The sequence below is a fragment of the Parasphingorhabdus sp. DH2-15 genome (genome assembly GCF_051668705.1).
In the GTDB taxonomy this organism is placed as follows: Bacteria; Pseudomonadota; Alphaproteobacteria; order Sphingomonadales; family Sphingomonadaceae; genus Alterisphingorhabdus.
The window spans coordinates 2,182,943-2,204,752 of record NZ_CP196351.1 but is presented as its reverse complement, the minus strand read 5'-3'; the positions used below and the strand labels follow the sequence as shown (position 1 = coordinate 2,204,752).

The following is a 21,810-nucleotide window of genomic DNA, read 5'->3' as shown; positions in this document are numbered from 1 at the left end:
CCCCATAGCGGCAAAGTTCAAGGTGTGAGTATGACAAACATAATAGCAATAGGCATGGTAGTTTCAGTAATTTTAATTCGCAGTTTTAACAACAACACCGCCTTTGATAACCGCTGAGACGCTTTCCATCAGGCGGATATTGTCGAGGGGGTTGCCACCTACGGCAATGATATCAGCATAGGCACCAACCTTGATTTCACCGACATCATCGGATTGTCCGAGTGCAGCAGATGCGTTGATTGTCGCGGCGCGCAGTGCGTCGAGCGGCGACATGCCAAGGCGCACCATGACAGCGAACTGGCCGCCCACATCTTCATGCGGCATCACGCCTGCATCAGAACCAAATACCATGTTCACGCCAGCCCTATAAGCCTTAGTGAAATTTTCGCGTTGCACCTTTGACACCGCGCGTTCTTTATCCAGATTTTCTTCTAACACGCCGTTTTCTGCCCCTTTTGACAGGGTATATTCGGTGTTGAAAATATCCATCGACAAATATGTGCCTTTTTCCTTGGCCAGTTTAATCCCTGCATCATCAATGAAGCTGGCATGTTCGATAGTGTCAAAGCCGGCCTGAATGGCGGCCAAAATGCCGCTGGCACCATGGGCATGCGCGGCGGCTTTCAAGTCCCAAAAATGGGCTTCATCGGCAATGGCGGTCAGCTCTGCCAGTGTCAGCTGTTGAATGCCCGGTGCGGTATTGCGTGAGAAGACGCCGCCGGTTGCGCATGCCTTTATGACCTCTGCGCCATATTTGCGCTGTTCCCGCACACGTTTGCGTAACTCATCCGGGCTATCACCAATGGCGGGGCTTTTTGCGTTATAACTCGGCGGCAGGAATGTTTGATCACAATGCCCGCCAGTTGCGCCAAGTGCATGGGCCGCGGTTACGATACGTGGTCCCTTTAACCAGCCTTCCTCAATCGCTTGGTCGAGACCGACAACATTATAATCGCTCGCACCCAGATTGCGCACGGTTGTAAAACCTACGGCTAGCATTTTGTCTGCGTTGGACGCTGCAATAGCGCTCCAAAAACGGTCAGAAAATTGCAGATTGCTATAGCCCCCATATTCCGGCCTGCCGTCAAGATGGACATGCATATCAATCAGACCGGGCAATAATGTGCGATTCCCAAGGTCTATGACCGGGGTATCGCCAGCAATATCAATGAGCGACATGTCACTTATGCTGGTGATGCGTCCGTCCGCATCAACAAAAATAGCGGGGTTACTCACCATGGTACCGGTCCGTACATCGAGCATACGCGCAGCAGTGATGATAGTGGTTTTTTGATCATCTTGCTGAGCAAAAGCGGGCACCGCGAGGAGCGAAGCAATGAAAACTATAAAGGCGATCAGCCAATTTTTGCTGCGTGTGACATTATGCATTTTCATTCCCTTATATCGCTAAAAAAAGGCCCTGCATGACACATATCATGCAGGGCCTTTATGATCAAAAATATGTATCGCTTATGAGCTGTAATAGAGATCAAATTCAACCGGACATGGCGTTGTTTCCATGCGGATGACTTCTTCCCATTTCAATTCTGCATAGGCTTCGATCTGGTCTTTGGTGAATACATCGCCTTTCAGCAAGAACTCATAATCCTGTTCCAAGGCTTCCAGCGCATCACGCAAAGAACCACAAACGGTAGGCACTTCAGCCAGCTCAGCCGGCGGAAGGTCATACAGGTTTTTGTCCATCGCATCGCCAGGGTGGATTTTATTCTCAATGCCATCAAGGCCAGCCATCAGCAGAGCAGATGCAGAGAGATAAGGATTGGCCAAAGCATCAGGGAAGCGGAATTCAACACGCTTCGACTTCTCACCTGCGCCATAAGGAATACGGCAAGATGCCGAACGGTTACGGCTAGAATATGCAAGCAATACTGGCGCTTCAAAGCCCGGTACCAAGCGCTTATAGCTGTTGGTGGTCGGGTTGGTGAAAGCGTTCAATGCACGCGCATGTTTGATGACGCCGCCAATATAGTGCAGGCATGTTTCAGACAATCCAGCATAGCCATTACCGGCAAAGAGTGGCTTGCCCTCTTTCCAGATAGACATGTGGGTGTGCATGCCAGAGCCATTATCTTCTTTGATAGGCTTGGGCATAAAGGTTGCCGTTTTGCCATAAGCATGAGCAACTTGTTGCACGACATATTTGTAGACCTGTGTACGGTCACATGTCTCGGTCAGGGCACCATAGGTAATTCCCAGTTCATGCTGTGCAGCGGCCACTTCGTGGTGATGCTTATCCATTGGCAGACCCATGGCTTTCATGGTTGAAACCATCTCACTGCGGATATCAACGGCACTGTCGACAGGCGCTACGGGGAAGTAACCGCCTTTGGCGCGCGGACGGTGGGCTAGATTGCCCATTTCATATTCGCGGCCTGAATTGGTTGGCAGCTCAACATCATCAAGACGGAAGCCTGATCCTGAATAGCCATCTTCAAAGCGGACATCATCAAACATGAAGAATTCTGGTTCTGGACCAACATAGATAGTGTCACCAATGCCTGTGCTTTTCAGATAGGCTTCGGCGCGTTTTGCGGTTGAACGCGGGTCACGCGCATAAAGTGAACCATCACCGGGCTCAACAATATCGCATACAAGCACCAGCATTGGTGTTGCTGAGAACGGATCGACATAAACCGCGTCCAGATCAGGGCGCAAAATCATGTCTGATTCATTGATAGCTTTCCAACCAGCGATGGAAGAACCGTCAAACATCAAGCCGTCTTCCAGCTCATCCTCACCCATAACATCGGCACACATAGACAGGTGCTGCCATTTGCCGCGTGGATCAGTAAAGCGCAGATCAACCCATTCAATCTCATGCTCTTCCATCATTTTAAGGATGTCAGCTGGTGTATTAGTCATCATAATGTCCCTTGCTAGTTTACCCAATATGCAGAGGTGCATTCAGGCAAAGATAAAATGCGAATCACAACTTAGCGTCACAATGTTGCAATGCAATAGAAATGCTGCAACGCGATATTACAAAATTACCATCTGATTGTGATGCAATGTTACGCTATCAAAGCGCATCGCGATCTTTTTCGCCTGTGCGAATACGCAGAGCACTCTCAATATCGGTCACAAAAATCTTGCCGTCGCCAATACGGCCTGTCTGTGCGGCCCCAGCAATAGCCTCGACCACGCGCTCCGCCATTGCTGCCTCAACGACTACCTCCAGCTTCACCTTAGGCAAAAAGTCGACAATATATTCGGCGCCGCGATATAATTCAGTATGGCCTTTTTGGCGGCCAAAGCCTTTTGCTTCTGTCACCGTCATGCCGGATACGCCAACTTCGTGAAGCGCTTCTTTCACTTCGTCCAGCTTGAACGGTTTAATTATCGCTTCAATCTTTTTCATGGTCTTTCCCAAATGACAATTGCATCATGGTTTAGACATATCGGCCCAGATAGACCGATGCAAGACATTGCCCTGTCATGGCCCAGATCAAACGCAGTTTTTTGCGATCAATCCGGGACATGTTTGAAGCTGCCGGATATTATTTTGAGGCGCCGCTCGCTCCTCCGCCAGCGCTGTTTTTCTTGGTGCCTGCAAATTGGCCTTGTGTCTCCTTGCCCCATTCAGCGCGATTGATGACATAGCCACGGATATTTTGAATCTCCTCGGCACTAAGAACGGGTGCAAAGCTCACCATACCTTGTTGGCTTAAACTGCCCTTATGGACAATATCATCCCACAATTCTGCACTGCCCAATGTGCCTGAGCGTCTGAGGTCAGGAACAACTCCGCCGCCCACAGCATCTGCCCCGTGACACACCATGCAATAGCGTTGGAAGTTTGCGCGGCCTGAAGCAACCTGTTCAACTGTCGCAAACTGCTCTGGAATATCCCATTCCGGCAATTCGGCTATTTCCAGCTCCGGCAATTTGGCATCACCACCAATTTTCATCACCAACAAGCGCGGAATATTCGGCACAGGATTGGCAGCACCGCCGCCCAAGCCAGCGACCAAGGGAAAGGCACCGCCTTTACTGGTAAGGAAGGCAATATATTGCTCCCCATCCACCAAGAAGGTGGAGACACCGCCCAATACGCCGGATTGGGTGTCATAACTCCATAATTGCTTGCCGGTTTTGGCATCATAAGCGCGCATTTCGCCCAATGCCGTGCCTTGGAATACCAATCCGCCAGCGGTTGTCATCGTGCCGCCATTCCATGGCGTTTCATGGTCCACCGTCCATGCAACCTTGCCCTTTGATGGGTCATAGGCAACCAATTGGCCCTTTGTGGCGGACAATGCGGCCTTAATGAAATTCACATCATCGGGCAGCACAAAGCCTTCATTGCTGGCGCCTGTGTTAAAGCCGATAGATTGACGCGATTTTTCAAAGTCATTGAGCGGCGGCAAATATCCCGCTGCCACCACTTGCGCCGGGATATAGACCAGACCAGTGCCAGGGTTATAACTCATTGGATGCCAGTTATGTGCGCCCAGTGCAGAGGGCAAGGCCACAAACAATTCGCCTGTTTTATAAAAACGTGCAGCCGGGTTCTCGATGGGCCGTCCGGTTTCCTTGTCATAGCCGGTGGCCCAATTAACGCCTTCGATAAAAGGTTCGGCAGAGATCATTTTGCCGTTTGTGCGGTCAATTACGAAGAAAAAGCCATTTTTTGGCGCTTGCATCAGCACCTTGCGGTCTTGGCCTTCCACATTGAGATCGGCCAGAATGATAGGCTGTGTTGCGGTGAAATCCCAAGTCTCGGCAGGTGTGGACTGATAATGCCAAAGATATTCGCCGCTATCCGGTTTTAGTGCGACAACGGACGATAGGAAGAGATTATCGCCTTCGCCTTCTGAACGCAGACCATGATTCCATGGATTGCCATTGCCAACGCCAATATAAAGCTGGTCCAGTTCATGATCGTAAACGATAGCATCCCATACGGTGCCGCCACCGCCAGATTCTTTCCATTCACCATTTTCTGACCATGTGCGCCCAGCAGCGCTTTGCATGACCGCATCGCTGGCCGCACCATCTGGCTTACCATCAGGGTTGGGTACGGTATAAAAGCGCCATTTTTGTTCACCGCTATCTATATCATACGCACTGATATAGCCGCGTACGCCAAATTCTGCGCCGCCATTGCCGATCAGCACCATATCTTTCACCACGCGCGGTGCGCCGGTGATAGTATAGGGCTTGCTCTTATCGGTTGTCTGTGTTGACCAAAGACGCGCGCCAGTACCTGCATCCAGTGCGATTAAACGCCCGTCCAATGCAGCCACAAAGACCTTACCCTGATAGACGGCCACACCGCGATTGATGACATCACAACAGGCATTCACGCCAACAGCCTTGTCGACCTCTGGATCGAACGACCATAGTTCTTCACCGGTCAACGCATCATAGGAATAGACTTTTGACCAAGCCGTGGAGATATAGATTTTGCCATCAACAACCACTGGCGTGGCTTCTTGACCGCGAGCATCGGGCAAATCGACTGACCAAGCCAAGCCAAGCTCACCCACATTTGCTGCGTTAATTTGGTCAAGCGGGCTGAAACGGGCTTCATCATAATTAAAGCCGATCGAAGCCCAATTACTACCATCACCGCCTGTTGTTAGATATTCGCCATCAATATCGGATGCACCGGATGATCCATTGCTATTGCCATCCAATAAGCTGCAACCACTAAGCAACCCCGCCAATGCCAGACCCAATAAGCCATGCGCCAAAATATGCCGCGCCATATCACTCTCCCATTATTTTTTCAGGAGACTATGCTCTTTTATGCGCTTTGGTCCAGCAGAATTTAATCGTGCGACTAAAGTCTTTTGGCTGTGGCCCAATCAAACAGCGTTCTGCCTATGACCAGAGGACAGACTTTATATATGATTATGAATAAGGCGGGTTATCGAGGCCCGCCGGACTTTTGGTAAAAATCTCGCAGCCGGTTTCGGTTATGCCAATGCTATGTTCAAATTGCGCTGATAGCGATTTGTCGCGTGTCACAGCGGTCCAGCCATCATTGAGGATTTTGCCTGCTGCTTTGCCGATATTGATCATCGGTTCGATGGTGAAGAACATGCCGGGTTTCAGCTCCGGCCCAGTACCGGGAACGCCGAGATGGACCACTTCAGGTTCATCATGGAAGATCTGACCAAGGCCATGGCCGCAAAAATCGCGCACTATGCCATAGCGATGTTGTTGGGCATGCGTCTGGATAGCATGGCCAATATCACCCAGATAATTGCCCGGTTTCGCTTGCTCAATACCCAGCATCAGGCATTCATAGGTGATATCAACCAGCCTTCGGGCTTTGATAGGCACATCGCCGACCAAGAACATTCGGCTGGTGTCGCCATGCCAGCCATCGACAATCACGGTAACATCGATATTGACGATATCGCCGGATTTCAGTTTTTTGTCGCTTGGGATGCCATGGCATATAACGTGATTAATGGATGTGCAGCAGCTATGCGTAAAGCCGCGATAGCCCAATGTCGCAGGAATGCCGCCTTCACGCAGCATATGGACGCGCACGATATCGTCAATATCACTTGTGGTGACGCCCGGCACAACATGGGGCACCAGTCCGTCGAGAACTTCGGCGGCCAAACGACCAGCCTTGCGCATACCTTCAAAACCATCTGGCCCATGCAATTTAATGGTGCCATCGCGGGTGATAACGCTGCCAGCGTCTACTTTCTGATATTTGTTCATCACATCAATATATACTGACATGAAGCGCTTTGCGAGTGGCTTTGTCTAGGTTAAGAGGAACTTATGGAAAATTCGAAAATCTGGACTGCGGCGCTGGTCGTTATTGGTGATGAAATTCTGTCTGGCCGGACACAGGATAAAAATGTCGCGCAATTGGCAAAATGGCTGAATGTTCAGGGGATTCGTCTGGCTGAGGTGCGCGTGGTTGCTGATGATGAGGCCGCCATTGTTGAAGCGGTCAACGCTTTACGTGCGCGCAATGATTATCTTTTTACAACCGGCGGGATCGGCCCCACCCATGACGATATTACAGTCGATTCAATCGCTGCGGCACTGGGCATAGGGGTTGAGATTCACCCCAAAGCACGGGCGGTTCTGGAACAATATTATCTGGATAAGGGTGGATTGAACGATGCGCGGCTGCGCATGGCACGTGTACCCGCTGGCGCACAATTGATAGAAAATCGTATGTCGGGTGCGCCGGGCATACAGCTTGGCAACATCTTCATCATGGCGGGCGTGCCGCATATCATGGCGGGAATGCTCGATGCCCTGACCGGCACATTGCAAGGGGGCAGCCCTTTGCAAAGCCTCACCATCGGTTGCTGGACAGCGGAAAGCGAAGTGGCTGACTTGCTGAGCAAGACAGAAACTGACAATCCTTCATGCCAGATTGGCAGCTATCCCTTTTTCCGCTCAGGCCGGGTAGGCGCAAATTTCGTTATCCGCTCAACCGATTCGCAGGCGCTCACATCTTGCGGTGCGCAACTAACGCAAAGCCTCACAGATGCAGGTTATGAAACCGTTCCAGACGGAATCGCTTTAAGCTAGAGACAAGCTAGAGCTTAGTCTTCCGGTGCAATAGCGACTTTCAAGCCGTTCAGTTCATCACTCATAATAACCTGACAGCTAAGGCGTGATTGCTCATTGCGGTGGTCAGAGCTTTCCAGAAGATCATCTTCATCTTCGCTCATTGCTGGCAATTTGTCCTGAAAAGATGGGTCGACATGGATATGGCAGGTCGCGCATGAGCAGCAGCCGCCACACAAAGCCAATAACTCGTCAAAGCCATTGTCACGAATAGCTTCCATAACAGACAGACCGGCAGTTGCCTCAACGGCTTTCTCTTCTCCTGAACGGTCTACTACAATCAATTGTGGCATAATATGCTCACTCCATTACGATCCTATGCAAGATGCGCATATGTATTGCGTTGCCCTTATTTGCAAGGGGCAGATAGCACAGGAGTAGGCACCGTTATGGGTTTGAGCAAAGAGCAGATCAAAAATAGTATCGACCAGATTGCTGAAAACGAACCGGGAATAGCAAGGGCGCGTGATCTGGCCGGTTATCCTGAAGCCCGCATTAGAGAACGTGGCTATACGACATTGCTGCGGACGATTGTAGGCCAACAGGTCAGCGTGGCCGCTGCATCCTCTGTCTGGAACAAGTTGGAAGCACATTTGGGCGAGGGGTGTCCGCCGGAAACAGTTATCGCTGCTGAGTTTGATGATCTGCGTGGTTGCGGGCTGTCGCGGCAGAAACAGGGCTATGCCCGATCATTGGCAGAACTGATTGTGTCTGGTGGATTGCAGCTTGATGATTTGCCTGCTGATGATGAAGAGGCGATAGCAAAGCTCACATTGGTGAAAGGCATTGGCCGCTGGTCAGCAGAAATCTATCTGTTATTCGCAGAAGGCCGGCCCGATATCTGGCCTGCGGGTGACTTGGCCGTACAGGCAGGTATGGGCAAGATATTAGGTCTGGACGAACGTCCGAGCGAAAAAGAGACACGCGAATTGGCCAAAAACTGGTCACCACATCGCGGTGCCATCGCGATTTTGACATGGCATTGCTATAATAATGCGGCGCTGTAAATTCGGGCTTTAGCTATTATCTGCCTCAGCCTCAGGACTGTTTTCAGTCTGTGTCTCGGGAGATACCGGCTTTGCCTTGCGCGGCGCGGCCAGTGCCTTTTTGAAGAAACTGTCCATATCGTCAATCACGGGGGCCTTGCTGGCGAATAGCGAGGACGCGGCCATGATGATGTCGGCATGTCCCAGACCTGCATATTCGCCATATTCCGCTTCACCGCCAGCCTGTACCAGACGTTTTTGCAATTCCTTGCTGTTGCGCGGTTGTACCGTCTTATCGCTATCGCCTGTCAGCAACAGCATGGGCGGCGCATCACCACGCGCGAAATTAACCGGCTGGGTCATTTTCGGATCATCAGCGTTGCCAAAACTGTTTTTGGTCGAGTCAGAATCAAAAGGATAGAAATCAAACGGTCCGGCAAGCGGGGCAATGCCGCGAATGATCGCATCGCTCTTCCCATGTTTGGCCAGCCATTGCGGGTCGATCACCGCCATAACCGCATTATAGGCACCTGCACTATGGCCAGACACCACAATCTGCTCAGGGTCGCCGCCATATTGCGCGATATTATCATGCGTCCATGCCAAAGCTGCTGCGCTATCTTCCACCATTGAAGGCCATTTCACTTCTGGGAAAAGCCGGTAATTGGGTAGCACGACGATATAACCCAAATTGGTGAAAGAGCGCGCAAGAAAGTCATATTCATCACGGTCACCCATGCGCCATGACCCGCCATAGAAGAAGACCAGCACAGGCGCCTTTGCATTCTCATCAAGATCATTGGGCCGCCAGATATTCAGAGCCACATTATTGGCCTCGTCAAAAACCACAGCATCGCCAGTTTTTTCACCTTTGCTTGATGAACCAAACCACGCATCTGCGGTGTTTAATTGCTGGGCTGGTGCCAGGCTGCTAAACCAGAAATACCCCGCGCCTATAATGAGCGCGAGAAGAGCTATAATGATCATAAATGTTCGCATAAGCCGCCTTTAGCGGATTTGCTTGTGCTGGCAACCGTCATTCTATTTCCGAAAGCAAATGCCCGATTTTCAGGCTCATTCGTTTATCAGCCCCATATATTGAAAAATGCCAGTGACAGAGCGACGGCAATCAAGATACTGCCTGCAATACGGTTGAGCAACAGGGTCTGGCCCTTGGCTTGCGCCAGCGACCCGCCTTTGGCAGAAATATAGGAGTAGATGGTCAGGCTGGTGGTTTCGGTAAATATGGTCAGAACCATCAAAACCAAAATTTGCGGGCCAATAGGCCGCTGCGTATCCAGAAATTGCGGCAGAACAGCGGTATAGAATAGCAATGCTTTGGGGTTCGCCATATGCACTGCAATGCCATTTGCAAAACCTCCGGCCAATGTCTTTGCAGGCGCAGCCGGACCGATAGAACTGGCGAAATCAGGTGCGACAAAGCGGCGATAGCCCATGTAAATGAGATAGGCCGTGCCAACAAATTGCATGATTGCAAATATAATCGGCGCTTGGCTCGCCAAAGCAATAAGGCCAATTGCGGACAGCCCATACCAGATAAAGTTGCCGAAATTTATGCCCAATATCGGCCCGGCTGCACCCCGCATTCCGCCAGATAGCGCATGGCTGACCGTGACCATGACAGCAGGGCCGGGGATAAGACAGAATGCCAGATCAGTGACCACAAATGCGATCATATTTTCAAGAGGAATTGGTAACCAGGACATGCTGCAGCTATAAAGCGGCAACGCCATCTGTCAGCAAATTTATCTATTGCGGCATTATATCTGGGGTATCCGGCTTGCCCTTATAGCGCAGAGATTATCCAGCGCTTTCAATTAGCAATTGCAATTCATCATTTGTCGGTCGGTTTTTATAGTCAGATGACACAGATTTTGCGCGGACAACACCATCACTGTCGAGAACGAAGATAGAGGCGTAAGGGACACCATAAGCGCGGCTTTCCGGATCGGCATATTGCGGATCGCGAATGGCAAAAGCGTCAATCAGTTTGGAGCCATCATCAGATAAAAGTGTATATGTAATGTCCTGTTCGTTTGAAAAGGCTTTGAGCGACGCGACAGGATCATAGCTGACACCGGCAATGGTATAGCCCTTTTCACCAATATCTTCGGCAATGTCGTTCAACAATTTCAACTGGCCCTGACAATAAGGGCACCAATCAACAGAGCGGGTAAACACCAATATCGTGCCTTTTTCTCCGGTACGTTCAGAGACGGGAACGCTGTTACCATCAGCATCGGCGAGAGACAGATCAACCGGCGCGCGGTCACCAATTGCCGGGCCAGGCTGTTCTTCTACGGTAAGTGTATCGCCGCCTTCATATTCTGTCGCGCCGCCGGTATCACCGCTATTATCTGATTCATTGCTAGCGCCGCTGCAACTGATCAACAAAAATGTGGAGGCTAATAGCGTGGTGAGAAGAGAAGTTTTGGTCATAAAATCCAACATGTCCTGTCATAAGGCTAGCATGAGCACGATGCAAATATGGGCTGAGTAAGCGAGTAGATATTCGTACGCCTACGGTGAATAGTTACAATTGCAATGAACTTGTAAGAATTGGTAAACTGCTGTCAAGCATTGGCTGCAAATATGAACCACGAATGTAGACGATTTGCGGAAAATCCGGATAAACGCGTTATAAATCCTTAGGATTAGGATAGCGCTCACAAGTTGGGAGAAGGTGAACATCTTCCATCCAGCTAATGCGATCCGCTGTTTGAATCTGCATTTGCGCGGGCAGCAAATCGGGCTCATCCAACGTACCCGAACGAATATCTACCAGACCGGGGATCAGCGCGGCATTTGTGTAGAACAGACCGGTGCCGCACTGAATGCAAAAATGTCGCCGCGCATTTTCAGACGACGCATAGGTTGCGACCTCACCCATTTCGATATCAAGGGCCTGTTCCCTGTACATCGCCCAGCCAACCATTTGCGCACCGGCATTTCGGCGGCAATCGCGGCAATGGCACAATGTATGGTTGATAGGGGGTTCGTGCAGAGTATAGCGGATCGCCCCGCAATGGCAGCCACCTGTCAATCCAGCCGGTTTTGTGTCTGTCATGCGGGAATTCTCCTAATTGCTGTCGTTATTCGCGAACAGACTAAAGGACATATTTGCTAAGGTCACTATCCTTGGCAACTGTGTCCAGCTGGCCCTCAACATATTTGGCATCGATAACCACAGTCTGGCCCGCCATATCTTCTGCCTCATAGCTGATATGCTCAAGCAGTTTTTCCATGACTGTCTGCAATCTCCTTGCGCCGATATTCTCAACCGTGTCATTCACATCTGCGGCAATGCGCGCCAATGCCTTGATCGCATCATCTTTAAAGTCCAGTGTGACGTCTTCGGTGCCGATGAGCGCAGCATATTGAGTTGGCAAATTGGCCTTTGTGTCAGACAATATTGTGACGAAATCATCTTCGGTCAGCGCGCGCAATTCCACCCTGATGGGCAGGCGGCCCTGCAATTCGGGCAGCATGTCGCTGGGTTTCGATACGTGAAAAGCACCAGAGGCAATAAACAAAACATGGTCAGTTTTCATTGCGCCATATTTGGTGGCCACAGTAGTGCCCTCAATCAAAGGCAGCAAATCGCGTTGAACGCCCTCGCGGCTGACTGAACCACCGCGGACATCTGACACAGCGATTTTGTCGATCTCGTCAAGAAACACAATGCCGTTTGTTTCCGCATTGGCAAGAGCTGCACGGGCGACATCATCATCGTCCAGACGCTTGTCAGACTCTTCCTCAATCAGCTTGTCCCAAGCATCAGCGACACGCATTTTGCGGCGCTTTTTGGGCGGACTGCCAAAGGCTTTACCCATCATATCAGATAAGTTAATCATGCCGACTTGCCCGTTCATACCGGGCAAATCCATCTGAGTTTGCGGCGTATCTTCAACCTCGATCTCGACCTCATTATCGTTCATATGGTTATCGACAATACGCTGGCGAAAGCTCTCTCTGGTCGCCTCACTGGCATTGTCACCCACCAGTGCGTCCAGCAGCCTTTTCATTGCGGCTTCAGCGGCAGCCTCGCGAACGGCTTCGCGGCGAATTTCTTTTTCCAGTCTGACAGCTTCCTCGACAAGATCACGGGCTATCTGGTCAACATCGCGGCCTACATAGCCAACTTCTGTGAATTTGGTCGCCTCGATTTTAATGAAAGGGGCGTTGACCAGTTTTGCCAAACGGCGGGAGATTTCCGTCTTGCCGCAGCCTGTGGGGCCTATCATCAAAATATTCTTGGGTGTGACCTCATCGCGCAATTCGGCCGGTAAGCGCTGACGCCGCCAGCGGTTGCGCAAAGCAATGGCAACGGCGCGTTTGGCGTCTTTCTGGCCAACAATATGCTGGTCCAGCGCAGCAACGATTTTCTTGGGTGTAAGTGTTTCAGTCATAATATCCATGGGTCCAATCGCTTTCACTCATGTGTGAAGCATATCGATAACAATGTGTGTCAGCCTTTGGCTATGGGCGCTTTTAGGTGTCGCTAGTGAGTATTTCCAATGTCAGTTGATCATTGGTGTAAACGCAGACATCGGCGGCAATCTTCATTGCGCGGCGGGCCAATATTTCGGCATCATCTTCATATTCCATCAAAGCGCGTGCAGCAGCCAGAGCATAGTTGCCGCCCGAACCAATGGCGGCAATGCCGTCACCTGGTTCCAGAACATCGCCATTGCCCGTTAAAATAAGGGTCACATCCTTATCAGCGACAATCATCATTGCTTCCAAATTGCGCAAATATTTGTCTGTACGCCAATCCTTCGCCAATTCGACGGCAGCCCGCATCAATTGCCCGGAATGCCGCTCCAATTTTGCTTCCAGCCGTTCAAAAAGGGTGAAGGCATCGGCTGTTGCACCAGCAAAACCGCCAATAACCGAGCCATCGCCCAAAGAGCGTACTTTGCGTGCATTGGGTTTCATGATGGTCTGGCCCATAGACACCTGCCCATCGCCGGCAATCACGGCCTTACCATTTTTGCGAACGCCAATAATTGTTGTGCCATGCCATACAGGCATATTGCTGTTGTTGTGATCAGTCATAAGGTGAATATGGTACGCTCTGCGTGATGGTGCAAGATGCCTTGGCCCGACAGACCAATCGGCTTAGCTTTTGCTTGATGTGTCCAGCAGGGCTTTCAGTTCTTTCACTTTTTGCGATTGTCCGCGCGGTAAGATCAGCACGTCATTGCCCTGGGCAACGATAATCATATTATCGATATCGGCGGCGGCAATCCGCAATTGATCGCTTTGTACCAAATTGCCTTTGCTGTTCAGCAATGCTGCTTGGCCCGATACAGCATTGGCATCGCCATCCTTGGCTGCAAGCTCGTACAACGCGTCCCAACTGCCAAGGTCAGACCACCCACAATCCATGGCAAATACCGCGACCTTTTCGGCCTTTTCCATGACCGCATAGTCAATGGAATCTGACGGACAATCGGCAAAATGACTGGCATCGGGCGTGACAAAATGCCCATTACGTGCAGCATTTTCATGGGCCAGTTCCGCTTTTGCAGCGATATCTGGCGCATGGTTTTGCAGCGCGGCAATATAATCCCCTGCGCGCATCAAAAATATACCGGCATTCCAATAATGCCCACCTTGATCGAGCATCTGCTGTGCATTTTCACGCGCGGGCTTTTCAACGAAGCGGGCAACTTCATGGCCGCCTTGTATCCCGTCAAGCGGCTGGGCTGCGGCGATATAGCCATATCCGGTCTCTGGCTGATTGGGCGTGATGCCAAATGTGACCAGATAACCGTTAGATGCAGCTTGTACGGCGGCGGCAACAGTGTCCAGAAACACTTGCGGCTTGGTGATGACATGGTCGCTGGGCATGACCAGCAGCACATCATCCGCATCCGCTTCCAACGCAGCGAGCGCAATGGCAGGCGCAGTGTTGCGGGCGCATGGCTCTAGGAATATGGTTGCATCCTGGCAGCCAGCTTCGGTTAGTTCATCATCAATCAGATTTTTGTGCGCGGCATTGCCGATAATCATTGGTGTACCAAAACCCTGCTGACCAGAAACGCGCGCCAGCGTGGCGGCAAACATGGTTTTATCCTCTGCCAATGCCAGAAATTGTTTTGGCTTATCGGCTGTCGATCGTGGCCATAAACGTGAGCCAGCGCCGCCAGATAATATGGTAGGAATAATCATAACTGCCCTTTACGTGTCAGTCGGTTGCGTTGGGCCATGCTAATAGCAGTTTTGCAGGATTTGCCCATTGGAGGCTGTGCACATTATTGGCGTAATATACTTCGCCCGGCTCCAGCTTTATGCCATCCATCACCAGACTATCGTCTAGCGGAATAAGGATGAGGTCTTGCGGCAAATTTTCGGGATATTGCCCGGGGCCGTCAATCAATTGCAGAGAAAAATGCGTGCTATGAAGCACAGGTTTTTGGCCTGCCGGAATATGATTGACCATATTATAAGGCCCGGGAGTTGCGACCGGCATAGCTGCATCAAGGTGTAATTCGCGCGGCCTGCCATAATCGTAAAGCCGGTAGGTAATATCGGCATTCTGCTGTACTTCGATAAGCTGTAAGCCGCCGCCTATGGCATGAATTGTGCCGGGTGGAACAAACCATATATCGCCTGCCTGTGTCGTTTTCCAATCCAGCATATGCTCAATATCGCCTGACAAAGCGGCTGCGCGCAGTGTCTGTGTATCACATGTGGATTTCAAACCCAGCCCTAGCCGCGCATCCTCATCAGCGTGCAATATATACCAACATTCGGTCTTACCGGATTCCAGGCCTTGCGCTCTGGCTGTCTTGTCATCGGGGTGAACCTGTACGGAGAGTTTCTCACTGGTGAAAAGATATTTGACCAGCAATTGATCGCAAATATTCGCGCCATCACTCTGGTCGTTCTGGAACCAGATTTCGCCGATTTTGCGCGGGTCGTTAAACGGAGCGGGCAGTTTTTCCCGTCCCCAAGGCTTTTCTACCCGAAATTGCTGTAATTGTGTGATCATGAAAAGGTTAGTTGGCAGCCTATTACATCAGGCGGCGAACTTCCTCTGCGCTATAGGCCCGCACATCCGCACTTTCCCGCTTAACACTCGCCAGCAACTTGCCGAATTCCACCATATGCGGCGCGGTGAAATGCGCGGCAAGGGCTTCCTCATCGCGCCAGCGCTCTGAAATGCGGATAAGATTAGGGTCATCAATATCGATGGCCATGCAATAATGCAGGCATCCATCTTCTTTCAATGTCTCTGATACAGCCTGCATGGCAGGCGTCTTTACACGCGCTATTTCGCCATCTGCAAACTTGATCCAGCCTTCTACGATTATCATAATCGAATCCTTGCCTACACTATGTTGTAAAAGCGCTTATACCAAGTCACGAAATTCGGCATCCCTTTTTCTAAAGGTGTTTGCGGACTATAGCCAAAATCGCGCGAAATGTCACTGATATCGGCATAGGTTTCATAAACATCACCGGCCTGCATGGGAAGCATTTCCATATTGGCCTTGCGTCCGCAAGCATCGGCAATAATCTCAATAAAGTGCATCAACTCAACAGGTTGGTTATTCCCGATATTATAAATGGCATGTCGTGCAAAACTGCCCCCGGGCTTTTCTGCATCATTATCGGCTGGCGGTTGATCAAGCGTAGCGATAATCCCGGCGACAATATCATCAATATAGGTAAAATCGCGTTTCAGCTTGCCGTGATTGAAAACCGGTATGGTCTCACCCGCCAATATGGCCTTGGTAAATTTCCATGGTGCCATGTCAGGGCGGCCCCAAGGACCATAGACCGTAAAGAAGCGCAGCCCTGTCATTGGCAGGCCATAAAGATGCGCATAGGTCTCGCTCATAAGCTCATCGGCTTTTTTTGTCGCAGCATAAAGTGAAACGGGATGGTCAACACGATTATTGACAGATAGCGGCATGGTTTTGGCATGACCATAAACTGATGATGATGAGGCATAGACCATATGCTTGGTCTGGCGGGTACGCGCCAGCTCCAACATATTGGCATGACCAACCAGGTTGGACTGCACATAAGCAGCTGGGTTTTCCAGGCTATAGCGGACGCCTGCTTGCGCACCCAAATGCACAATATGATCAAATTCATCATTGGCCATTGCTGCTTCAAGCGCTGCCATGTCAGCGAAGTCGAGCTGGTGGAGCGTTAAAATATCGTCAAATTCCTGAAGATCCGCCAGCCGTGCTTTTTTTATCGCTGGATCATAATAATCGTTCAGATTATCAATGCCGATGATGCGCTCACCACGCGCCAATAGCCTCTTGGCTAGCGCATGGCCGATAAAACCGGCAATCCCTGTCAGCAATATTGTCATAAGTTTCTATGCCTGAACATTGTTCAAAAAGGGCGATGTTTTGGGCATTATTCCCAAATACCGCGCGTATCATATACGGTTTTGCCAACACGTTCATCCGCCGGAATGGCTTTGAAGATATCATGATCGACCAGCACGATAAAGACATCGCAATTGTCTATGGCATCATCAATATCTGCCAGCTGTGCACCATGCTTTGCCAGACTGTCGGGCAAGCTATCAGTATAAGGCTCCACTATGGAAATACGATCCCCATATTTTGCCGCCAGTTCATCAGCGACTTTTAGTGCAGGGCTTTCGCGGAAATCATCAATATTGGCCTTGAACGCTAGCCCCAAACAGGCAATTTTGCTGTTTTTATTGGTATCAATCATCTGCTGCGCACGGCGGATAACATGGCCAACCTTACCATCATTCACATTACGCGCGGTGCGGATAAGGGGTGTTTCGTCCGGTGCGCCATGGACAATGAACCATGGATCAACCGCAATGCAATGACCGCCAACGCCCGGACCGGGTTGCAGGATATTAACGCGTGGATGACGATTGGCGAGGCGGATAATTTCCCACACATTCAGGTCCATTGTGTCCGCTACCATCGACAGTTCATTGGCAAAGGCGATATTCACGTCACGATAGGCATTTTCCACCAATTTGGTCATCTCGGCAGAACGGGCATCAGTGGTGATGCATTGGCCGCGTACAAATAATTTATAGAAACTGAGCGCTTTGCGAGCGCAGCGCGGTGTAATGCCGCCGATGGAACGGTCATTGTCGATCAGTTCGACCAATATGCGGCCAGGCAAAACACGTTCGGGGCAATAAGCTATGGAAATATCAGGCGTTTTGTTAGACAATCCGGGCATGGCTAGGTCCGGGCGCATTTCAGCGAGGACATCGCGCATTTTCTCCGTCGTGCCCACGGGCGATGTTGATTCCAGAATAATGACATTGCCAGCCTGTAATACTGGCGCAATCGCTCTGGTCGCATCCAGAACATAGGCAATGTCAGGGCGTTTTTCTTCATCAAAAGGTGTGGGCACGGCGATAACAAAGACATCGGCTGCGGCGGCAGAGGTAGATGTTTTTAACAGTCCCCGGCTGACAACACCTTGCACCAGACCATCCAGATCAACCTCTTCAATATGGATACGGCCTTCGCCAATGGTTTTCACCACCTCTTCATTGACGTCGACACCATGTACGGCGCAGCCGGCCTTGGCGATTACCGCCGCTGTTGGCAGGCCGATATAGCCCATGCCCATGACACATACTTTGGGGTTTGATTCGTTTCGCATTTCACTACCATTCATTATCGTAAGAATAGGCGGGCTAGCATCAAAAGATGATAATAACCCTAATAGCCGGTTAGTCGTAATTTATCGCTGCGTCATTGGCAGATAAGCAGATTTTGCATCTGCATCATTTAATGGGCGCTTTTTCCCGCTGCATTCAGCGCCAGCTGCGCGATGCGCTTGCTGCTCTTGCCATCGCCAAAGGGGTTATGCGCACGGGCCATGCGGTCATATTCTGCCTTATCGTCCAGCAGGCGCGTGGTGTTGGCAACAATAGTTTCATAATCAGTGCCCACCAGCTTTGCTGTTCCCGCCTCTACGCCTTCCGGCCGCTCGGTTGTTTCTCGCATCACCAGAACCGGCTTGCCTAGGGCAGGGGCCTCTTCCTGAACACCGCCACTATCAGTCAGCATCAATTCGACCAGTGACAGAAGATGGACAAAATGCGGATAATCCAGCGGCTCGATCATGGCGACATTATCAAGGTCTTTTAGTTCGGCATCCATCACCTTGCGCACATTGGGGTTGGGGTGAACCGGGAAGATCAACGCGACATCATCGCGCTTGGCAATGGCAGCAATGGCTTTGGCGATATTTTCCAGTCCGCCACCGAAATTCTCCCGTCTATGGCTGGTCACGCCGATAATGCGCTTGCCAGCAAAGCGCGCCTTTAGTTCGTCCAAACCGCCCGCCATTTCTGGCTTTTGTGCGATGAGATCGGTCACCCAGTGCAAGGCATCGATCACTGTATTACCAGTGATGTGCACATGGTCAGGATTGACGGCCTCTTTCAACAAAGCGTTGGCAGATGTTTGCGTTGGCGCAAAATGCAGATCGGCTATGGTGCCAATCATCTTGCGATTTACCTCTTCGGGCCATGGGTGATAAATATTGTAGCTGCGCAGGCCAGCCTCAACATGGCCAACCGGGATTTTGCGATAATATGCTGCCAACGCGCCGACCATAGCGGTCGCAGTATCGCCCTGCACGATGACGCGGTCAGGCTGTACCTCATCCATAACCGCACCGATTTTGGTAAGCAGGCGCGCCGTCAATGCGTCCAATGTCTGATCAGGCTGCATGATATCGAGATCATAATCGGGGACAATCTTGCCAATCTCCAGCACCTGATCGAGAATTTCGCGGTGTTGAGCCGTTACGCAGACGATGGGCGTGACGCCGTCCAGCGCATCCAGTGCATGAACCACGGGGAAGAGTTTTATCGCTTCAGGACGCGTGCCAAAAATGACGAGAATTTTCTGGGTCAAAATCGTGCTTTCTTGCTATTGGCTCACTTACGCGAAGCTTCATATCATGATTATTATGATTGTCATTATGATAATGCACCGGTCTGGCTTTGCTCTATAACAAGTCTTTTGTACTTATATTTCAGGCATATTAAGCGGCCAATATTGATGAACATTTCTGAAGGATAAAAATGCAAAATTTAGCAAAATGGCGCTTCCCAATTTGGCGATTTGGCGCATATGCCGCCATCTTGGTTATTGGTTTCACCAACTTATGGTTGTTAATCTGGGCTTTTTTTGGCGATACGATTGCTTATTTGGGTTATCTAAACGGTGCAGGGCTAATTTTTGCTGGTCTTAGTTTTTTATCAGCATGCTATTTAATGCTATGTAAAAGGTGGATATTTACCATTTTTGCACTGCTCGTCAGCGTTTATATCTTTGCTGATGTCTCAGGCAGCAATTTAGGAGCAAGCGAACAACGCCCGCTTGCCTCTGATACCCGTATAATGTCAGCCTCTTTGCGAGGTTTGAACCAGGACATGCAACAATCTGCAACCCATTTGGCCGATTATGATGCGGATATAATCGGTTTGCAGGAAGTTTATGACCCAGTGCAATTCAAACGGGCACTGGAAAAAGTGACTGGCAAAATCTGGTATATGGTTATTGAGAACAAGTTGGCTATTTTGGCCCAATACCCCATTGAAAAGATTAATTTGACGAATGAGAATATTTTGTCGGCGCAGGTCTCTTTGCCTTCGCGTAAACTTACTGTCTGGACATTGCATGCGCCCAAAGTTTTTTCCCGGCCTTTGGTAAACCGTCAATTTTTTCGTGAGCTGCAAGACGAGATTTCTGAAAAACAACCTGATGCTGTAATAGGGGATTTCAACGCGACCCGCTGGAATGATGGTTACGCGATCATGGCCGAAACTATGAAGAATGCGCACAAATCAGCTGGCTTAGGCCCTGGCAGTACTTTCCCTGCATCTGGGCGACGCAGCGGACTTCTGGGTGCATTTGCCCGCATAGATCATATTTTTGTGCAGCCAGAATTGGTTATATTAAACGCATATACTGGTGTGGCGTATAAGCTGTCCGACCATCACCCCGTCATAGCCGATATACAGTTGCCATAAGCAATGAAGACATATTACCGGGAATGGATGAGCGTTAAAGACCCTAAAGCGAAATCGATTGGTGCGGCGATCCCGCCCAGCTGTACTGCTAAGACAAGATTGTAAATCTCACATTGGCCAGCGATTGTGGCCTGCCATTTGCCCAGATCACCCATTTGTTGCAGCGCAATTTCCTCTTTTGACCCTGCTTTTTTTCCATTGCATTCAAAAAACCAGCGTAATTTTCGTAAATCTCTATCCTGCGCGGCATCGCTTGTGAGTTCGAGCGTGATGACGCCATTGGGCAATATGAGTGGGCGCTGCGCAATACGCCCTAATGCCTGCCTGTCCATATTCAAAAACAATATGGCGTCATCGCTATCTGCTGCATTGTTGAAGCGAGTATTAATTGATCGGCTAGAACGGAAAACCCAGTCTGTGGGTGAAGGTTTGTCAATAAACGCGCTGTCAGGCCAATTAATTTTAAGGCTGTTGTCTTTCGAAAGTACAGGGCTCTGGGCAGGAAATGCATTTGCCCAGATGATAAGGGCACGGTTTTTTTCGGTGTTTTGGGCTAGCATATTTGTATAGGGTAGCAATTCACCTCTGGTGATTGGTGACGGACTGTCTCTCAGTTGATTGACAATAACTTCAAAGCCCATGCGCAAATCCTCTGGAACTTTATTAGACCAAGCGAAGAAATTTTCCCGCCATGGCGGATTGTTGGCGAGCTTTTGGCTTACCAGCCCTGCCAACTTGGGGTCTCTTGCAGCTAGCGCGAACATAGCAAAAATCTCATCACGGGCGCGCCGGCGGCGGAGCAAGGCATCCGCATGCTGAATGCTTTGCGCATAATTGCCCTGCCTCAAAGAGCGTTCAAAAAGCCATGCCTGAGTAACGCTATCGCGCCAGCTTAAATTACTGGCAATCTCTACTAGTTTCTGACCTGTTTCGGCTTTGCCTTCGTCAAATGTTATAATGCCGATTGTACGCAGGGCTTCAACATGGGCCAAAGAGCCGTTTAAAGCCTTTGACGCCATAAGGCGCGCCTTGTCTTTCTCTTTATTGGCCAGCATTGCAGAGCTTATATTGGCCGCAGCCTCGCTCTTGCTGGTTGGAAATAATATCGCTGATTGCCATTGCTTGTTATAAAGTGCAGCTTGGCCAAACTGCACTATGACAATCCATAGAGCCAATATTGCTAACCCAAATATACCAGCCCACTTA

At 50.3% G+C, this 21,810-nt stretch carries 22 protein-coding genes; 3 read left to right on the top strand and 19 right to left on the bottom strand.

The window, feature by feature from the left end; all coding sequences use genetic code 11:
- Window positions 1-72 precede the first annotated feature (72 nt).
- The 5 genes from ACR9YC_RS10320 to map all read right to left on the bottom strand — a co-directional run bounded on the left by ACR9YC_RS10320 (window position 73) and on the right by map (window position 6,705).
- On the bottom strand, window positions 73-1,389 hold the full coding sequence (locus ACR9YC_RS10320; RefSeq protein ID WP_438727248.1) for a Xaa-Pro dipeptidase: 1,317 nt from the start codon (window positions 1,387-1,389) through the stop codon (window positions 73-75).
- Between the two features lie 81 nt (window positions 1,390-1,470).
- The gene (gene glnA, locus ACR9YC_RS10315; RefSeq protein WP_438731754.1) at window positions 1,471-2,883 is read right to left on the bottom strand and encodes a type I glutamate--ammonia ligase; all 1,413 of its coding nucleotides are present in this window, start codon (window positions 2,881-2,883) and stop codon (window positions 1,471-1,473) included.
- A 157-nt stretch (window positions 2,884-3,040) separates the two neighbouring features.
- Entirely contained in the window at window positions 3,041-3,379 is a 339-nt protein-coding gene (locus ACR9YC_RS10310; RefSeq protein ID WP_438727246.1) for a P-II family nitrogen regulator, read from the bottom strand.
- Between the two features lie 139 nt (window positions 3,380-3,518).
- Window positions 3,519-5,732, bottom strand: coding sequence for a PQQ-dependent dehydrogenase, methanol/ethanol family (locus ACR9YC_RS10305; RefSeq protein ID WP_438727243.1), 2,214 nt, complete (start codon window positions 5,730-5,732; stop codon window positions 3,519-3,521).
- Between the two features lie 145 nt (window positions 5,733-5,877).
- On the bottom strand, window positions 5,878-6,705 hold the full coding sequence (gene map, locus ACR9YC_RS10300) for a type I methionyl aminopeptidase (protein WP_438731751.1): 828 nt from the start codon (window positions 6,703-6,705) through the stop codon (window positions 5,878-5,880).
- 63 nt (window positions 6,706-6,768) lie between these two features.
- Here map and ACR9YC_RS10295 point away from each other — a divergent pair, with 63 nt between their 5' ends.
- On the top strand, window positions 6,769-7,536 hold the full coding sequence (locus ACR9YC_RS10295; protein ID WP_438727240.1) for a competence/damage-inducible protein A: 768 nt from the start codon (window positions 6,769-6,771) through the stop codon (window positions 7,534-7,536).
- Between the two features lie 14 nt (window positions 7,537-7,550).
- Here ACR9YC_RS10295 and ACR9YC_RS10290 read toward each other — a convergent pair whose 3' ends face one another.
- Window positions 7,551-7,868, bottom strand: coding sequence for a 2Fe-2S iron-sulfur cluster-binding protein (locus ACR9YC_RS10290; protein WP_438727237.1), 318 nt, complete (start codon window positions 7,866-7,868; stop codon window positions 7,551-7,553).
- A 96-nt stretch (window positions 7,869-7,964) separates the two neighbouring features.
- On the opposite strand from ACR9YC_RS10290, the gene ACR9YC_RS10285 reads away from it, so the two are divergent.
- Window positions 7,965-8,582, top strand: coding sequence for a DNA-3-methyladenine glycosylase family protein (locus ACR9YC_RS10285; protein ID WP_438727235.1), 618 nt, complete (start codon window positions 7,965-7,967; stop codon window positions 8,580-8,582).
- Window positions 8,583-8,591: 9 nt separating this feature from the next.
- On the opposite strand, the gene ACR9YC_RS10280 is transcribed toward ACR9YC_RS10285, so the two are convergent.
- The 12 genes from ACR9YC_RS10280 to wecB all read right to left on the bottom strand — a co-directional run bounded on the left by ACR9YC_RS10280 (window position 8,592) and on the right by wecB (window position 19,483).
- The gene (locus ACR9YC_RS10280) at window positions 8,592-9,548 is read right to left on the bottom strand and encodes an alpha/beta hydrolase (RefSeq protein ID WP_438727232.1); all 957 of its coding nucleotides are present in this window, start codon (window positions 9,546-9,548) and stop codon (window positions 8,592-8,594) included.
- A gap of 98 nt (window positions 9,549-9,646) precedes the next feature.
- The gene (locus tag ACR9YC_RS10275; RefSeq protein ID WP_438727229.1) at window positions 9,647-10,288 is read right to left on the bottom strand and encodes a LysE family translocator; all 642 of its coding nucleotides are present in this window, start codon (window positions 10,286-10,288) and stop codon (window positions 9,647-9,649) included.
- A 94-nt stretch (window positions 10,289-10,382) separates the two neighbouring features.
- Window positions 10,383-11,021: a peroxiredoxin family protein gene (locus tag ACR9YC_RS10270; protein ID WP_438727227.1), complete on the bottom strand. Its 639-nt coding sequence runs from the start codon at window positions 11,019-11,021 to the stop codon at window positions 10,383-10,385.
- Between the two features lie 199 nt (window positions 11,022-11,220).
- A complete protein-coding gene (locus ACR9YC_RS10265; protein ID WP_438727225.1) occupies window positions 11,221-11,649 on the bottom strand; it encodes a GFA family protein in 429 nt (142 codons plus the stop codon).
- A gap of 40 nt (window positions 11,650-11,689) precedes the next feature.
- On the bottom strand, window positions 11,690-12,991 hold the full coding sequence (hslU, locus tag ACR9YC_RS10260; protein WP_438727222.1) for an ATP-dependent protease ATPase subunit HslU: 1,302 nt from the start codon (window positions 12,989-12,991) through the stop codon (window positions 11,690-11,692).
- Window positions 12,992-13,073: 82 nt separating this feature from the next.
- Window positions 13,074-13,640, bottom strand: a complete 567-nt coding sequence (hslV, locus tag ACR9YC_RS10255) for an ATP-dependent protease subunit HslV (RefSeq protein ID WP_438727221.1) — start codon at window positions 13,638-13,640, stop codon at window positions 13,074-13,076.
- 63 nt (window positions 13,641-13,703) lie between these two features.
- Window positions 13,704-14,759, bottom strand: coding sequence for a mannose-1-phosphate guanylyltransferase/mannose-6-phosphate isomerase (locus tag ACR9YC_RS10250; protein WP_438727218.1), 1,056 nt, complete (start codon window positions 14,757-14,759; stop codon window positions 13,704-13,706).
- Window positions 14,760-14,775: 16 nt separating this feature from the next.
- Window positions 14,776-15,582 (bottom strand): class I mannose-6-phosphate isomerase, encoded by an 807-nt coding sequence (locus ACR9YC_RS10245; RefSeq protein WP_438727216.1) that lies wholly within the window; start codon window positions 15,580-15,582, stop codon window positions 14,776-14,778.
- A gap of 22 nt (window positions 15,583-15,604) precedes the next feature.
- A complete protein-coding gene (locus tag ACR9YC_RS10240) occupies window positions 15,605-15,907 on the bottom strand; it encodes a putative quinol monooxygenase (protein ID WP_438727214.1) in 303 nt (100 codons plus the stop codon).
- Between the two features lie 14 nt (window positions 15,908-15,921).
- Window positions 15,922-16,920: an NAD-dependent epimerase/dehydratase family protein gene (locus ACR9YC_RS10235; RefSeq protein ID WP_438727211.1), complete on the bottom strand. Its 999-nt coding sequence runs from the start codon at window positions 16,918-16,920 to the stop codon at window positions 15,922-15,924.
- A 47-nt stretch (window positions 16,921-16,967) separates the two neighbouring features.
- The gene (wecC, locus tag ACR9YC_RS10230; RefSeq protein ID WP_438727209.1) at window positions 16,968-18,218 is read right to left on the bottom strand and encodes a UDP-N-acetyl-D-mannosamine dehydrogenase; all 1,251 of its coding nucleotides are present in this window, start codon (window positions 18,216-18,218) and stop codon (window positions 16,968-16,970) included.
- Between the two features lie 128 nt (window positions 18,219-18,346).
- Window positions 18,347-19,483, bottom strand: a complete 1,137-nt coding sequence (gene wecB, locus ACR9YC_RS10225; protein ID WP_438727206.1) for a non-hydrolyzing UDP-N-acetylglucosamine 2-epimerase — start codon at window positions 19,481-19,483, stop codon at window positions 18,347-18,349.
- A 521-nt stretch (window positions 19,484-20,004) separates the two neighbouring features.
- On the opposite strand from wecB, the gene ACR9YC_RS10220 reads away from it, so the two are divergent.
- On the top strand, window positions 20,005-20,604 hold the full coding sequence (locus ACR9YC_RS10220) for an endonuclease/exonuclease/phosphatase family protein (protein WP_438727203.1): 600 nt from the start codon (window positions 20,005-20,007) through the stop codon (window positions 20,602-20,604).
- 14 nt (window positions 20,605-20,618) lie between these two features.
- On the opposite strand, the gene ACR9YC_RS10215 is transcribed toward ACR9YC_RS10220, so the two are convergent.
- A complete protein-coding gene (locus tag ACR9YC_RS10215; RefSeq protein ID WP_438727201.1) occupies window positions 20,619-21,758 on the bottom strand; it encodes a hypothetical protein in 1,140 nt (379 codons plus the stop codon).
- Window positions 21,759-21,810 lie beyond the last annotated feature (52 nt).

Excerpts from the sequence above, each read along its gene's own strand:
- ACR9YC_RS10320 (WP_438727248.1), bottom strand. The coding sequence starts at position 1,389 with ATGCATAATGTCACACGCAGCAAAAATTGGCTGATCGCCTTTATAGTT.
- glnA (WP_438731754.1), bottom strand. The coding sequence starts at position 2,883 with ATGACTAATACACCAGCTGACATCCTTAAAATGATGGAAGAGCATGAG.
- ACR9YC_RS10310 (WP_438727246.1), bottom strand. The coding sequence starts at position 3,379 with ATGAAAAAGATTGAAGCGATAATTAAACCGTTCAAGCTGGACGAAGTG.
- ACR9YC_RS10305 (WP_438727243.1), bottom strand. The coding sequence starts at position 5,732 with ATGGCGCGGCATATTTTGGCGCATGGCTTATTGGGTCTGGCATTGGCG.
- map (WP_438731751.1), bottom strand. The coding sequence starts at position 6,705 with ATGAACAAATATCAGAAAGTAGACGCTGGCAGCGTTATCACCCGCGAT.
- ACR9YC_RS10295 (WP_438727240.1), top strand. The coding sequence starts at position 6,769 with ATGGAAAATTCGAAAATCTGGACTGCGGCGCTGGTCGTTATTGGTGAT.
- ACR9YC_RS10290 (WP_438727237.1), bottom strand. The coding sequence starts at position 7,868 with ATGCCACAATTGATTGTAGTAGACCGTTCAGGAGAAGAGAAAGCCGTT.
- ACR9YC_RS10285 (WP_438727235.1), top strand. The coding sequence starts at position 7,965 with ATGGGTTTGAGCAAAGAGCAGATCAAAAATAGTATCGACCAGATTGCT.
- ACR9YC_RS10280 (WP_438727232.1), bottom strand. The coding sequence starts at position 9,548 with ATGATCATTATAGCTCTTCTCGCGCTCATTATAGGCGCGGGGTATTTC.
- ACR9YC_RS10275 (WP_438727229.1), bottom strand. The coding sequence starts at position 10,288 with ATGTCCTGGTTACCAATTCCTCTTGAAAATATGATCGCATTTGTGGTC.
- ACR9YC_RS10270 (WP_438727227.1), bottom strand. The coding sequence starts at position 11,021 with ATGACCAAAACTTCTCTTCTCACCACGCTATTAGCCTCCACATTTTTG.
- ACR9YC_RS10265 (WP_438727225.1), bottom strand. The coding sequence starts at position 11,649 with ATGACAGACACAAAACCGGCTGGATTGACAGGTGGCTGCCATTGCGGG.
- hslU (WP_438727222.1), bottom strand. The coding sequence starts at position 12,991 with ATGACTGAAACACTTACACCCAAGAAAATCGTTGCTGCGCTGGACCAG.
- hslV (WP_438727221.1), bottom strand. The coding sequence starts at position 13,640 with ATGACTGATCACAACAACAGCAATATGCCTGTATGGCATGGCACAACA.
- ACR9YC_RS10250 (WP_438727218.1), bottom strand. The coding sequence starts at position 14,759 with ATGATTATTCCTACCATATTATCTGGCGGCGCTGGCTCACGTTTATGG.
- ACR9YC_RS10245 (WP_438727216.1), bottom strand. The coding sequence starts at position 15,582 with ATGATCACACAATTACAGCAATTTCGGGTAGAAAAGCCTTGGGGACGG.
- ACR9YC_RS10240 (WP_438727214.1), bottom strand. The coding sequence starts at position 15,907 with ATGATAATCGTAGAAGGCTGGATCAAGTTTGCAGATGGCGAAATAGCG.
- ACR9YC_RS10235 (WP_438727211.1), bottom strand. The coding sequence starts at position 16,920 with ATGACAATATTGCTGACAGGGATTGCCGGTTTTATCGGCCATGCGCTA.
- wecC (WP_438727209.1), bottom strand. The coding sequence starts at position 18,218 with ATGCGAAACGAATCAAACCCCAAAGTATGTGTCATGGGCATGGGCTAT.
- ACR9YC_RS10220 (WP_438727203.1), top strand. The coding sequence starts at position 20,005 with ATGCAACAATCTGCAACCCATTTGGCCGATTATGATGCGGATATAATC.